Below are 12,967 nucleotides of genomic sequence, written 5' to 3'. Positions count from 1 at the left end.
GCCGTGAGGTGGGCCGGGGAGGGGACCGTGGCGCGGCTGGTGGCGGCCAAGCGGGCGGACGCGGCGCGCAGGCAGAAGATCCTCGCCGAGGAGCTCGCGGGCTTCGCCGTACGGTCCGATCCGCGCGCCTACTTCGCCTGGTGGGAGCTGCCCGCCCCGTGGCGCGCCGACACCTTCACGGCGGCCGCCGCCGCGCACGGCATCGCCGTCACACCGGGCCCCGCCTTCGCCGTCGCCCCCGGCCACACGCCCGACGCCGTCAGGCTCGGGCTCGCGTCGGCTCCGGAGCCGGATCTGCGCCGGGCGCTGCGGACGCTCGCGCACGTCGCCGCGAGGCGAGCCGGGGACCGTACCGGCCCGTGAGCCACGAGCCGAGCGCCACCGCCAGGCCGAAGGCGACCAGCAGCCAGGACACCGTCAGCAGGGTGGCCGTGAGGGCGTCGTAGATTGCGCCGGCGGCCGGGCGGTGGAGCGCGTCGGGCAGGTCGGCCAGGGTGAGGCGGCGGCCGATCGCGACGGCCAGGACGAGCAGCCCGCCGCCCAGCGCCGTGCCGAGGCCGAGCGCGGTGACCGCGCGGCGGCGGCACGCGGCGAGGGCGGTCCCGGCCACGGCGCACACGGCGGCGGCGAGCGGCAGCCAGAGGGCGGCGGTGTCGAGCACGTGGTACCCCTTGCGCAGTCGGTCCACGTCGTCGGCCGGGAGCACCGGGACCCTGGCGTGCAGGGCCGGGATGCGGTGGGCGAACGGAACGTGGTCGTCGGTGAGCCGGCGTTTGACCCGGGCGACGACCGGCGCGACGTCGACGGTGACCGGGGTGGCGCGCGTGCTGTCGTCGCGCAGGGCCCGCAGCACCGCGTCGTGGACGGCCTGGTTCGCCGCGTCCCACCCCGTGCGGAACGCCGCGGTCCGGGTGAACGAGCGCACCGCGTCGTGGACGAAGGGCCCGACCGTGCCGCGCAGCGGTCCGGTGTCGAGCTCGTGCCCGGCCTCGCGCATGATGCCGTCGCCGACGGCGTCCGCGACCGCGCGCTGCACGTCCGGGTCGGCGGCGAGCGGCGCCATCGCCCGGACGTAGCGGCCGGTGTCGGTCAGCCCGTGCGCCGCCCAGGAGGCGAGCGTCCCGAACGGCAGGAGCAGGCACGCGAGGGCCAGCAGAACGGCCGACAGGGCGTTCCGCGGTCGTAGGAGGGGCGCCTGTTCGGGGACGGGCGCCCGGTCGTGCTCGGACACCCCTCCAGGCAAGGCTCCGGGGGTCCGGCCCGCGACCGGGGTGACTGCATTCGGGCCCACAGGCCGAGCCGAACGTGTCGCACTGGTACGCCGTCAGCCCACGCGCCGGCCGGAGGCGTCCTCGCGTGTGTAGTAGCGGTAGAACAGCGTCACGAGGACGCCCGCGCCGACCAGCAGCCCCAGCCCGGTGGACCGCAGCACGGACTCGCCGGTCTGGCTGTAGAGGAAGCCGATCGCGCAGCCGGTGAAGGCGAACCAGAGCAGCGCGTGGAGCTCGCGCCGCAGCCGCGGGGCGACCTTCCGCACGGCGACGTACAGGACGGCGAACACGAGCGCGGTGAGGAAGCCGAACAGCAGGTTCCAGCCCGTGATGGGCCCGGCGTCGCGCCGGATGGCCGCGGCCCAGTAGCCGTAGACGAGCCCGAGGACGACGGGGACCGCGATCTTCGCCATCGCGTGGGTGCGCGGGCTGAAGACGTCGGGTGTACGGCGTCGCGTGGTCGCCGTGCGTGAGGCGGGTGCCGCATGAGCCATGAGAGCTCTCCTCTCTCCCTGCCCCTGCCTACCAGGGCACACCGGCGGGGACCCGGCGGCAAGTCGGCGGAACGCGAGACGTGCCGCCGTGGGCCGCACGCGAGACGTGCCGCCATGGGCCGCCGCCGCCGCCGGCGGCCGGGCCGCACCGGGTACGCGGCCTGCCGCCGGGGACGGGCTGCTCGGCCTCGGGGATCTCGCGCCCGGCCCGCCCACGGGGCGGCGGGTGCGGGTGCGGGTGGCCGCCGACGAAACCCCGCTGATGACGGACGGCGTGACGGAGGCCGGGACGGACGGCGTGACGGAGCCCGGGACGGAGGCCCGGACGGTACCGGCCGGGACGGCACCGGAGCGTTCCACCGGCTCGCCGAGGAGCTGACCCGGGCCATCGCCGACGACCCCCGCACCGCCGAACCGGACCGCCGAACCGGATCGCCCGGCCGCCTTCGTACGGGACCGAACGCTGCGGTACTGCGGCGGGCACCCGGCCGACGACACCACCGTCTTCGCCGTGCGCCGCCGGAGCGTCCCCGAGGAGGGGGCGAAGCCCCCCGAAGGCGGACGTTTGCGGTCCTGGGGCCCACCTTTGCAGCGGCAGCGGTTACGGTGCTGCCGTACGTGATCGACAGGGGGAGGGACGAGATGCCCGGAACCGTGCTGCTGCTGGCGGCCTCGCCGGTGGGCAAGGGGCGCCTGGTGGACGCCGCGTCCGTACTCCCCGTCCTGGCCGCCGTCCCACCCGGCGTGCTGGCCGGCACGGACACCGCCAACGTCGTCGAACTCGCCGACCCGCTGGAGCCGCAGGCCGTCCTCACGCGGCTGCGAGCCGCAGCGGCGGCCCCCGGCCCGCTCACCGTGTACGTCACCGGCCAGCTCCAGCTCGACCGCCGCCAGCGCCTGCCCCACCTGGCGCTGGCCCGCACCACCGCGTCCACCGCCCGCTACACGGCCTTCCCCTGGCACTGGTTCCGGGACGAACTACGGCTCAGGCCGTCCGGCGCGACGACCCTCCTGCTCGACCTGCACGCGGACGCCGAGACCTGGGAGCTGCTGCGCGGCACCCCGCTGGACTCGGGCCGCGGCAACGCCGTGCACGGCCGCATCGCACCCCCGCCGTCCAGACGCACGGTCGCGGCACCGGCTTACATGAAGGCCGTCGCGACGATCCTGCGCAGCGGCTTCCGGCCGCCGCTGGAGCAGCTGCACCAGCAGGCGCTGGCCCGGATCGCGCCGGAGAGCGCGGGCACGGACATCGTGCTGAGCACGCCGGGCCCCTCGGCCGGTGATCCGCACGCCGCCATCACCGCCGCCGTCCAGTCCGGCCGCCACTTGGACGCCGACGCGCTCGCCGCCCGGCACGAGCAGGCCGCCGTCGCCGCGCACGGGCCTGCCTCCGAGGAGGCCCTGCACTGGGCCGAGGTCCGGGCCGACCTGGCGATGTTCGCCGGGGACGCGGGCCGCAGCTGCCACACCTGGCTGATGGTGGCCACCGTCCGCCTGAACGCCGGGCAGGCGCCGGACGCGCCCGCCGTCGAGGCCGCCGTGGACCGGGCCCACCACCAGTGGGGCCAGATCCGCGACACCGCGCGCGCCCGCGAACTGGGCGCCGCGCTCGCCGAGTTGCGGGGACGGGTCCCCGGGCGGCGCGAGGGGGCGCTCGATCATGTGCAGCGGCAGTTGCGGCAGTTGCAGACCCAGCCCTGACCACGCGTGCGCCGTGTGCGCCTGGCGTGAAGGGGGCGTGCAATGGCTTGCTCAGGTCGTGTCACAGGTCTGCCGCCGAGGCCTGACCCGGTGTCATGATGTCGGGCATGACAGAGGGGGAGCAAGTGGCTGTCTTAGGCGTGCGCGTCCGGCTGGGCGACGGTGCGACCGTGGAGGATGTCAGAGCGCTGCGGGCTTGGCTGGAGCGGGACGAGCCGTTGGAGGAACTGCTCTCCGGCCAGCACCTGCGCATCGAGGAGCGGACCAGGACGGACGGGGCCAAGGGACGGCTGGGGCCCGATGTCGAACTCGTCCTCAAGCTGCTCAGTGATGTCGCGACGGTCGTGGCGCTGACCGACTACACCGTTCGCGCGGTGAAGACCTGGAAGAACAACCGCCGCAGGCTCCATGGGGGCGAACCCGATACGGACATCCGCCGGCTGGGCCCCAACGGGGAGTAGTCCGGTGAGCCGCTTCGACCCGCGCGGCAGAGCGAACCGGGCGTTGCTGGTCGGTGTGTCCGAGTACGACCACACCGCGCCGGATCCGCAGGGTGTGACCGGCCAGCTTCCCGCCGTGCGGCACAACCGGAAGACGCTCGAGGACGCGCTGTACCGGGGCGGGGTGTTCGGCGCGGGAGAGATCAGGCCGCTCGCCTCGCCGTCCCGGGGAGACTTCACGGGCGCGCTGCACCGCGCCGTCCGCGAGGCCGAGGGGCTGCTGCTGCTCTACTTCGCCGGTCACGCCGTCGTCACCGACACGCACACCCACAAGCTGCACCTCCAGATGCGTACCGCGCGGATGGTGGCGGGCGAGGAGTTGCCCGGTGCGGTGAGCTTCGCGGGGGTGCTGAGCGAGCTCTGCGCCCCGGAGAGCCGCGCCGAGAAGGTGCTGGTGATCCTGGACTGCTGCTACGCGGGCAACGCCGCGGCGATCTGGCACCGCTTCGAAGCTCCGCAGGAGAGCAGGGAGAAGATCCTCCTCCTGATGAGCGTGCAGCCCAACCGCTGCATCCTGGGCGGGGACGCCGACGTCGCGACGCCGTTCACCCGTGAGATGGTGCGCGTCCTCAACGGGGGCGGGGAGGTGTGGCTGTCCGACCTCTTTCTCCAGGTGAAGCAGCGGATGGACGAGGCGGGCTACGAGGCGGAGGACAACGACCCGCAGAAGCCGCAGGCGCTGGCCCCTCCCTGGGACGCGGGCGCGGACGTGCTGCTGGCGGCGGGGCCTGTGCGGTCGGCTGCGCCTGCCGTCGCGTCGACCCCCGCTCCTGAGTCCGAAACGACTCCCGAGTCCGAACCCGCTGCTGAGTCCGAAACGGCTCCTGAGTCCGAAACGGCTCCTGAGCCCGAAACGGCTCCTGAGCCCGAGCCGGTTCCGGAGACTGTTGTCCTCACCGCTGCCGTGTCGGCTCCCGGACCCGCACAGCCTTCTGCGCCCGCCCAGGCACCCACGCCGACCGACGCGTCGTCGTCCACGTCTCCGTCCCCGCCATCACCGGACACGGACCCGGACACGGACCCGGATACGGGCCTGGACACGGACCCGGACCCGGACCCGGACCCGGACACGGACACGGAAGTCGACCGTCGTCGCTGGTTCCGGCTGCTCGAGCGCCCTCTCGCGTTGTTCCGGGCCGTCGCCGAGCGGCTCGGTCGTACCGTCCTGATCCTTCTGCTGACTCTCCTGTTCACCGGCGTCGTCGGGGGATACGGTCTCTTCGTTCTGATCGGCGACTCAGGGAGCTGTCGGCCCGCACTGGAGCTGCGTCTCCTCACCGACCCCGATCTGGAACCGGCGATCAAGGCGGCCGCGGACGATTACGTCGCCTCGGACGCCAACACCACGGACGACGGCTGCCGGCGCAGCGGAGTCACCGTCTACAGCGCCGGGGCCGCAGGCGTGGTGACCGCGCTGAGCAAGCGGACCGACGCCTGGCAGCGGCCGCGCGACGACGACAACCCGCAGCGGGACATCGGCCCGCAGCCGGACGTGTGGATCCCCGCCACCCGCGCGGACGTCCGCCGGGTCACGGCGGCCCAGGAGGACCGCGTCTTCGCCCATCTGACGGCGGACGACGAGCCGTTCGCGTACTCACCGGTCGTGCTGGCCGTCCCCAAGGGCTTGGACGACGCCGTCGAGCCCACCGGGCGGACGCTGTCGCAACTGCTCACCGATCTCGAACAGGCACCCGGCGAGGCCGAAGTGCGCCGCCCCGACCCGGAGTTCGCCGACTCGGCGCTGCTGGCGACGGTCGGCCTGTACGGCGGCCGAGCGGACGCGCGCGGAGCGGAGCTGCTCATCACGCAGTCCGGCCGTCCCGAGTCCTCGGCCGTCAGGCTGCTGTGCACGCTGCCCGACGCCGACGCCGTGGACGACCGCAGCGTGGCCCTGGTCCCGGAGTTCCTGCTGAGGAGCGGCGTCGACTGCCACCCGGCCACGCGCGCCCCGCGCACCGCCGTCTACCCGGATGACGTCCCCGGTCTGGAACCCACGTTCGTGCGGGTGCGCTGGGAGGACGCTGTGCGGGACGCCGACGCGCGGAGCGCCGAGACGGACCGCTTCCGCTCCTGGCTGACCGGCGACGAAGGCCGGAAGGCGCTCGGCGAGCATGGCTTCAGGTCCGCACAGGGCGAGCGAAGCCTCCTCGACCCGAAGTCGGTCCGCGACGGGCTGATCGACGAGATCCGGCCGGCCGACTCCGCCGAACCGTCGGAGATGGACACGGCGCTGGAACGGTACGGCAACGCGCACGGCCCCGGGCGGGTCCTGTTCCTCCTCGACAGCTCCGGCTCGATGGCCGGCCTGTGGGACGGCTCCAGCGGCGGCCCCGGCATCATCGAGCAGACCCTGACCGGGCTCGGCGGGGAGGACGAGTACGGGGTGTGGGCGGTGCACGGTCTCAAGGGCCGTACCCACACCGACCTCCTGCCCTTCGGCACGCACGCCCGCCGGGACGCCGAGCGCGCCCTGGACGCCGCCCGGGTGCGGGACGCGGAAGCCGATCCGTCCGCCGCCCTGCTGGACGCCCTGGCGTTCATGCGGGAACGCGGGGCCGGGGACGAGCGGCCGCAGCTGATCGTGCACCTCACCGACGGCGAGGACGACAACCGCCTGACCGGCGACGGACTCGAGCGGGTGCTCGACCGGGCCCGGGCCGCGGGCGTGCCCGTGGCCATGGTGACCCTGAAGAACGGAGCCTGTGACCGGGACCGTCCCGGCACGCGGATCGCGGAGGCCGGCCGGGGCCGCTGCCTGGACGCCGGGGACGACCTCGTGCCCACCCTGCGCGACGAGGTCGCCCGCACCGGAACGGGGGAGGAATGATGACCCGACGCCTGGCGGCGGCCACGCTGTCCCTGCTGTCGCTCCTGACGTTCACGGCCTGCACCGGTGGTGACGCACAGCAGCAGCCGGCGGGCGCCGCCGACTCCTCCCCCCGGATCGTGGTGGCCAGTGGCCAGGACGTCACCGGCAAGAACGGCATCCGGCAGCAGCTCATCGACGCCTGGAACGCCAAGGAGGGCGAGCACGGCTACCGGGCCCGCCTGGTGGAGCTGCCCGGCTCCGCCGACCAGCAGCGCAGCCAGCTGCTCGGTGCCCTCCAGTCCGGCAGCGCCGAGTACGACGTGGTGAACCTGGACGTGACCTGGATCCCGGAGTTCGCCGAGGCCGACCTGATCCGCCCGCTGAGCGACTCGGCGGTCGAGGACCCCGAGGATCTCATCGAATCCGTCGACAGCACGTCGTACTGGGACGGTACGCGGTACGCGGTCCCCTTCAACAGCGACGCGGGCCTGCTGTACTACCGCAAGGACCACCTGGTGAAGGCGAGTGCATCCCGGACCGACCTCGGCGACGACGTCACCTGGGGCGAACTCCGGCAGCTGCTCGGCGCGCTCGACAGAGCCGACATCGAGGACCACGAGGCGATCTGGACCACCCAGCTCGCCGCCTACGAGGGCCGCACCGTCAACGCGATCGAGGCGTTCGCCTCGGCCGTACCGGGCTTTCGGCTGACCGACGACGACGGTGACTACGTCGGAACCGAGGAGCAGTTGACGAGGGGGGTGACCGAACTGCGGGAGCGCACGCAGTCGCCGTACCTCCTGGAGGGATCCGACGAGTCCCGCGAGGCCGAGTCGCTCAGTGCCTTCGCCGAGGGCCGCACCACGTTCCTGCGGCACTGGCCGTACGTCTACCCGACCCTGCACGAGACCTTCGGGAAGAACCTCGGTGTGGCCCGGCTGCCCGGCAAGGCCGTGCTCGGTGGCCAGAGCCTGGCCGTCACCTCCTCCACGTCCGAGCAGCGCGCCGCGAAGGCGGCCGAACTGATCGCGTTCCTCACCGATCCGGACAGCGAACGCTGCTTGCTGCGCGCCGGGTTCGCCGCGACCCGCTCCTCGGCCTACGAGGAGGCCGGCACCGCCCCCGACTGCCGGCACGCCCGCGCGTACGCCGAAGGGCCCACGGCGTCCCCCACCCCCGGCGAGAGCACAGGCCGCACGCCGCCCGACCGGATGGCCGACGGCACCAGCTACTTCCGCGCCATCCTGCGCCCGGCCCTGCGTGCCGCGGTGGAACGCCCCCGCACTCCCCTGTACGGAGCGGTGACCCACACCCTCACCACCGAACTCGACGCCCTGTACGGCCCGCCAAGAGGGCCGGGCGGAAGCCGGCCGGGTGACGCGGAGGTCGCGAAAAGCCTTGACGAGGCATTGAGGAAAATTTTGCCCGGTTGAATCTCCTCCCGATGATGTTCACATTTCCTCCATTGCTTGCGTGTGCCCCGGTGGGTAGCGTCTTTATCGCACTGACCATGCAATTCGAAAAACGCGAAAAACGGGGATGGACTTCGTGAGCATACGAAGCAAGGGAATTTCCGCTGTCATCACCTTCGCCATGACCGGCGCGCTGTGCGGCGTCGGGGCGCAGGCGGCACAGGCCGCTCCGGCACAGCCGGAACTCCGCGCCGGCGCGGACGAGATCTGCGCGGTGCTGGGGATCGGCAGCGGCGCGGCGGGCCTCACCAAGGCCCTGGCCAAGGGCGCTTCGTGGGTGGGGATCGGCGCCAGCATCGGGTGCTACGCATACACCAAGGCGAAGGAAGCGACACCTGCGCAGAGGCGGGCCGCCATGATCGCTTCCTACAAGAAGTACCAGGCCATGAGCGACATCAAGAAGCTCGATGCGCTCGGCTACTACTGCCGTAAGAAGGACAGCGGCGGTGGCGGCGGCACGGACGTCGCCCCCGCCGGCCCGACCGTGAAGGTGGGGTACCGCGACATCAGGATGAAGGGCGTGACGTACAAGTGCACGGCTACCGGGGACTGACCGGCCGTCGCGGCCCGGGCTATGGAGAACGCCTGCTGTTCTCCATGGCGCTGGTCGTGGTGAGCCTCTTGTGGATCACGCAGGACATGGCGGCGTGGGCGACGGCGGCCTGTGCGGTTGGCGCCGCCGGTGGAGCGGTCGGGGTGTGTTACTTCGGCTGGCATTACATTCGTGCGCGCGGGAATTCGCACTGACTGAATTCAACTCTGGGACCCACCCCTGGAATTCAACTCATCGAATTCCTTACCGGCGCGGGCAGGTGTCCGTGACCTCCACACGCACCCCCCACCCGTCCGGCCGCCGCGTCATCAGCACCGCGGCGCGCCGGTCGGGCGTGGGGCGTACACCTGCGTCAGCGGGTGAAGACGAAGTACTTCCACCCGCCGTACGTCGTCGTGTTGACGTTGTCGCCCGACTTCGTGTCGATGTAGGACGAGCGGATCCGGAAGCGCGGGCCGACCGGCGGCGTGCCGTCGAGCGTCGCCGCGTCCTTGCCGTAGCGGTCGAGGGCGAAGTACTCCGTGGTCGTGGTGCGCCACGCGCCGTCGGAGTAACGCTGGACCCGGAGCTGGTACTTGCGGCCCGGGTACATGGACATCGTCGTGTTGTGGACGGGGTCCTTGGACTGGCGGAAGTAGAAGTACTTCTGGTTCCACGCGGTCGCCGACTTGTAGTAGCCGCTCAGGGACGTCGAGACCTTGACCCTGGTGTAGACCGAGTTGGTGACCGTCTTCGGGGCGTACCGCGTGTCGCCCGTGAACTTGGCGCTGACCTTCGTGTCACGGGTCAGGCGGATCGTCGCCGAGAGGTCGCCGTCCGAGTTGACCGTGCCCTTCTTCACCAGCGTGTTCGGCTTGTCGGAGCCGTACGGGTCGGCCCAGATCTCGACCGTGCGGTTCTTGTACGTCGTGCCGAGGTGCGCGGTGAAGGTGACGTCACGGCCGTAGTCGTACACCTTGCCGTTGTTGGTCAGCGTCAGCGTGGTCGCCGTCTTCGCCACGGTCGTCGAGGCGGAGGCCGTGGCGCCCGCGTGGTCCGCGTCGCCCGCGTACGTGACCCTGTACGTCACCTTGCCGCCGGCCGGCGGCGTGTCCGTGAAGGAGTACGAGCCGTCCGCGGCGACCGTCGCCGTGCCGAGCGGCTTGCCGGACGGGGACTCGTCGTCGGTGCGGGTGACGGAGACCTTCGTGCCCGTCGGGAACGCCGCCGAGGAGGACAGTGTGCCGGTGAGGGTGAGGGACTTGGCGCGCGTGGCCGTGGCGGGGGCGTTCGCCGTGAGGGTGGTGGACGTCTTCGTCGGGGCGTCGAGGATCCGCAGCGAGTAGACGTTGTTGTCGTTCTCGGAGATCGCGAACAGCTTGCTCTCGTCGGGTGCCCAGGCCAGGCCCGCCGGGGCCAGGGTGTCGGCGCCGCTGCTGTTGCCCGTGTTGGGGAAGTCGTACTGCTTCAGCGGTATCGAGGTGCCCGGCTTGAAGACGTGGACGTCCGGGTCGTACCAGGAGAACGTGCCCGCCGCGACGTCGCCGTTCGGAGCGATGTCCACCGCGTTCGGGTAGGTGTTCGTGACGTACTTGCCGTTTGCTGACAGGTCCGTGAGCCTGTAGACCGGCTGGTAGTACGGGGCGCCGCTGGCCGTGACGACGTCCCTGCCGTCCGGTGTGACCGCGAGATCCTGGAGGTTGCCGCCGCCCGTGCTGCCCGGGTCGCGGGCGTACGCGGTACGGCTGGCCGTGCCGGAGGAGACGTCGTAGACGGCGAGTTCGACCGGGCTCTGGCCAGGCGCGCCCGCGGCGAGCGTGCCCGGGGCGCCCGGGGAGGCGTCCAGGATCGGGGCCTCGTAGAAGGTGCGGCTGGTGTCCTGGCCCAGGGTGAGGCCCGGGTCGGTGGCGTTCGGGTCGAGCGAGCCGATGTTGCCGTCGCCGGAGGCGCCGTAGCTGAACCACAGCTTGCCGCCGGCCAGGGCGACGTATGCCGGGCCGGCGCCCTGGCCCGTGGACCAGCGGCGGGTCTCGGTCGCCGTGGCCGTGTCGATCGCGACGATCGCGGTCGCGTCGTGCACGGCCGCGTACAGGGTGCCCGAGTCGGGCGACAGCTCCAGGCCGTGGACGCCGGGCAGCGAGCCGACGGTGCCGACGACCGTGCCGGCGTAGTTCGTGACGACGACCTGGCCGGCGGTCGGGTCGCTGATGAACACCCGCTGGTGGACCCCGTCGACGACGATGTCGCCGGTCGACTTCAGGGGCAGGATCGTACTGGAATCGGCCACCGCCGACCCGGCGCCGGTCGCGACCAGCGCGACCGAGCTGAAGAGGACCGCGAGCGCCGTCGCGGCCGAGAGAGTGCGTCTGTGCACGGTTTTTCGAACCCCCCGGAACGAAAGAAGTGATCAGCGGAAGAAGTGATCAGCCTGCGCAGGCTAGAGCACTCCACTGACACACGGGAACCGGGAATCAAGACGTCGGCGTGAACGGGCGACTGGGGCGCGGTGGACGGGGAGCGGCGCGTGCGGCCGTGAGTGATCGAAGGCTAGAGGCCGCGACCCCAGCCCGTGAGGGCGGCGAGGCGGGAAAGCTCCCACGGGTCGTGCGCGCTGAAGACGGTGACCTCGTCCGCATGGTCGCGTCGGAGGCCGCGCAGGAGGTCGCGGGTCGCGACGCGAGCCGCGGCGTCGGTCTGTGCTCCCTGCTGGACCGGCTCGAGGACGGGGTGGGAAAGGGGCGGGGTGTGCTCGAGCTCGCCGTGATACATGTACGCGTCGCCCGCGTGCAACAGCCACCGTCCGTCGCCGTCGCGTACGGCGACGCCCGCGTGTCCCGCCGAGTGGCCGGGCAGCGGCACCAGCAGCAGTTCGCACGCAGGCCCCTGCGGCCGTGCCACGCCCGGGAAGCCGAACCACTCCCTGCCCTCCTCCACGACTGCGGGTGTCAGCAGCGGGGTGTGCGCCCGGTGTGCCGGCATGAAGCGGTCGAGGCTGTACCGGTGGTGCGCTGCCGCCGGGTCGGTCACGGCCCGGTATTCGTCGGGGTGCACATGCACCCGTGCGTGGGGGAAGTCCGGCAGCCCTCCCGTGTGGTCGCGATGCAGGTGGGTGAGCACGATGTGCCGTACGTCCTGTGGCGCGTACCCGAGGCGGACGACGTGGTGCAGCGCGCTCTCCTCGGGGTCCAGCGCCGGCTGGGCGTAGGCCACCCAGTCCGTACCCAGCGACCGGTCAGGGTGCCGCAGATCGGCGGTGCCGAGGCCGGTGTCGACCAGGATCAGCCCGTCCGAGTCCGTCTCGATGAGCAGGCAATGGCAGACAGCGGGCAGTTCGGGGGGCACGACGCCTGTCGTGGGTTCTTTGCCGAGCGGTGGAATCTTGCGTAAGGAACCGCAGTTGAGGTGGTGGATACGCATGAGGGCCCCCTGGAGGAAGATCGGCGGGCTGTTCGCGACGGACGTTAGGGGGGCCCTTCGTGACTCACCAAATGGTTGGACACGCACCGGCGCGTGATCAGGACGACGGCCCTCTGGCGGACTGTCCGGACAGCGCCCTCGTTCCGCCGGGCCACGAACCGCACTGCCCTGTCGACATCACCATCGCCACGCTGGGCGGCCGATGGACGCCCCTGGTACTCCGCGAGTTCCTGCGCCGCGGTCAGGCCACCTACTCCGAGCTGTCCGCCGCCCTGCCCGCCCTCTCGGACAAGGTCCTCTCGGACCGGCTGGCCCAGTTGACCAGCGCGGGCGTCATCGAACGGCACCGCACCCCCGGCTGGCCTCCCCGCGTCCGCTACCTCCTGACCAGCCAGGGCCGGGCGCTGGAGCCGGTGGTGCGCAGCATGTGGGAGTGGGGCACGGCGCGACGGGACGCCCTCAGCTGAGCCCAGACCCATCGGACAGGGCTCAAGGGGTGTCCCCGCCCCCCTCGGCCTCGAACTGGACACCGCGGAGCTCCGGCGGCTCCGCCGCTTTCGCCGGCCCCGCGTTCGCCGCGAGCAGTAGGGTCGCGACAGCGACGACGGCGGCGGCGAAGCCTCTGGCATACCGCTCGGCGGTGCGTGTGCGTTCGAGCACGGCGACCTCGCAACAGGGGCGGCGACTACGACAGCAGCGTATTAAGCGCGTTTAACTCTGCGTTTAACCTAGGGGCTGTCCGAGCCGAACGGCAAGAGGGGCAGGGGG

At 72.2% G+C, this 12,967-nt stretch carries 13 protein-coding genes; 8 read left to right on the top strand and 5 right to left on the bottom strand.

From position 1 onward, the window contains the following. Positions 1-363: aminotransferase class I/II-fold pyridoxal phosphate-dependent enzyme (locus CA983_RS31120; RefSeq protein WP_143645591.1), on the top strand; the 363-nt coding region annotated here is incomplete at its 5' end. Here the strand turns inward: CA983_RS31120 and CA983_RS31115 are convergent. Beyond that, positions 260-1,231, bottom strand: a complete 972-nt coding sequence (locus CA983_RS31115; RefSeq protein ID WP_086604151.1) for a hypothetical protein — start codon at positions 1,229-1,231, stop codon at positions 260-262. The genes CA983_RS31120 and CA983_RS31115 overlap by 104 nt on opposite strands. Before the next feature lie 93 nt (positions 1,232-1,324). After that, on the bottom strand, positions 1,325-1,765 hold the full coding sequence (locus CA983_RS31110; RefSeq protein WP_086604150.1) for a hypothetical protein: 441 nt from the start codon (positions 1,763-1,765) through the stop codon (positions 1,325-1,327). Positions 1,766-1,853: 88 nt separating this feature from the next. Here CA983_RS31110 and CA983_RS31105 point away from each other — a divergent pair, with 88 nt between their 5' ends. The 6 genes from CA983_RS31105 (at position 1,854) to CA983_RS31075 (ending at position 8,803) form a co-directional block, all read left to right on the top strand. Beyond that, complete coding sequence (locus CA983_RS31105) at positions 1,854-2,144, top strand: hypothetical protein (protein ID WP_143645590.1); 291 nt, start codon at positions 1,854-1,856, stop codon at positions 2,142-2,144. Positions 2,145-2,407: 263 nt separating this feature from the next. Further along, positions 2,408-3,469, top strand: a complete 1,062-nt coding sequence (locus CA983_RS31100) for a serine/threonine-protein kinase (protein ID WP_086604148.1) — start codon at positions 2,408-2,410, stop codon at positions 3,467-3,469. Positions 3,470-3,639: 170 nt separating this feature from the next. Then, on the top strand, positions 3,640-3,930 hold the full coding sequence (locus CA983_RS31095) for a hypothetical protein (RefSeq protein WP_244207176.1): 291 nt from the start codon (positions 3,640-3,642) through the stop codon (positions 3,928-3,930). A gap of 4 nt (positions 3,931-3,934) precedes the next feature. After that, positions 3,935-6,796: a vWA domain-containing protein gene (locus CA983_RS48320; protein WP_244207175.1), complete on the top strand. Its 2,862-nt coding sequence runs from the start codon at positions 3,935-3,937 to the stop codon at positions 6,794-6,796. Further along, positions 6,796-8,211, top strand: a complete 1,416-nt coding sequence (locus tag CA983_RS31080) for an extracellular solute-binding protein (protein WP_086604146.1) — start codon at positions 6,796-6,798, stop codon at positions 8,209-8,211. Before CA983_RS48320 ends, CA983_RS31080 begins: the two co-directional genes overlap by 1 nt. A gap of 106 nt (positions 8,212-8,317) precedes the next feature. Continuing rightward, positions 8,318-8,803, top strand: coding sequence for a hypothetical protein (locus CA983_RS31075; RefSeq protein ID WP_086604145.1), 486 nt, complete (start codon positions 8,318-8,320; stop codon positions 8,801-8,803). A 352-nt stretch (positions 8,804-9,155) separates the two neighbouring features. On the opposite strand, the gene CA983_RS31065 is transcribed toward CA983_RS31075, so the two are convergent. Continuing rightward, complete coding sequence (locus CA983_RS31065; RefSeq protein ID WP_086604144.1) at positions 9,156-11,156, bottom strand: Ig-like domain-containing protein; 2,001 nt, start codon at positions 11,154-11,156, stop codon at positions 9,156-9,158. A gap of 173 nt (positions 11,157-11,329) precedes the next feature. Further along, positions 11,330-12,199 (bottom strand): MBL fold metallo-hydrolase, encoded by an 870-nt coding sequence (locus CA983_RS31060; protein ID WP_086604143.1) that lies wholly within the window; start codon positions 12,197-12,199, stop codon positions 11,330-11,332. A gap of 71 nt (positions 12,200-12,270) precedes the next feature. Between CA983_RS31060 and CA983_RS31055 the strand changes: the two genes are divergently transcribed. Further along, the gene (locus CA983_RS31055) at positions 12,271-12,666 is read left to right on the top strand and encodes a winged helix-turn-helix transcriptional regulator (RefSeq protein WP_086604142.1); all 396 of its coding nucleotides are present in this window, start codon (positions 12,271-12,273) and stop codon (positions 12,664-12,666) included. A gap of 22 nt (positions 12,667-12,688) precedes the next feature. Here CA983_RS31055 and CA983_RS46890 read toward each other — a convergent pair whose 3' ends face one another. Then, positions 12,689-12,859 (bottom strand): hypothetical protein, encoded by a 171-nt coding sequence (locus CA983_RS46890; protein WP_167407505.1) that lies wholly within the window; start codon positions 12,857-12,859, stop codon positions 12,689-12,691. Between the last annotated feature and the right edge of the window lie 108 nt (positions 12,860-12,967).

Origin of the sequence: Streptomyces swartbergensis, assembly GCF_002148965.1 — a bacterium.
Taxonomy (GTDB): Bacteria; Actinomycetota; Actinomycetes; order Streptomycetales; family Streptomycetaceae; genus Streptomyces; species Streptomyces swartbergensis.
The sequence above is the reverse complement of the archived record's forward strand: the minus strand, read 5'-3'. Positions and strand labels throughout refer to the sequence as shown.

Coding starts and splice junctions, on each gene's coding strand:
- CA983_RS31055 (WP_086604142.1), top strand. CDS start 12,271: ATGGTTGGACACGCACCGGCGCGTGATCAGGACGACGGCCCTCTGGCG.
- CA983_RS31110 (WP_086604150.1), bottom strand. CDS start 1,765: ATGGCTCATGCGGCACCCGCCTCACGCACGGCGACCACGCGACGCCGT.
- CA983_RS31080 (WP_086604146.1), top strand. CDS start 6,796: ATGACCCGACGCCTGGCGGCGGCCACGCTGTCCCTGCTGTCGCTCCTG.
- CA983_RS31060 (WP_086604143.1), bottom strand. CDS start 12,199: ATGCGTATCCACCACCTCAACTGCGGTTCCTTACGCAAGATTCCACCG.
- CA983_RS31075 (WP_086604145.1), top strand. CDS start 8,318: ATGGACTTCGTGAGCATACGAAGCAAGGGAATTTCCGCTGTCATCACC.
- CA983_RS31100 (WP_086604148.1), top strand. CDS start 2,408: ATGCCCGGAACCGTGCTGCTGCTGGCGGCCTCGCCGGTGGGCAAGGGG.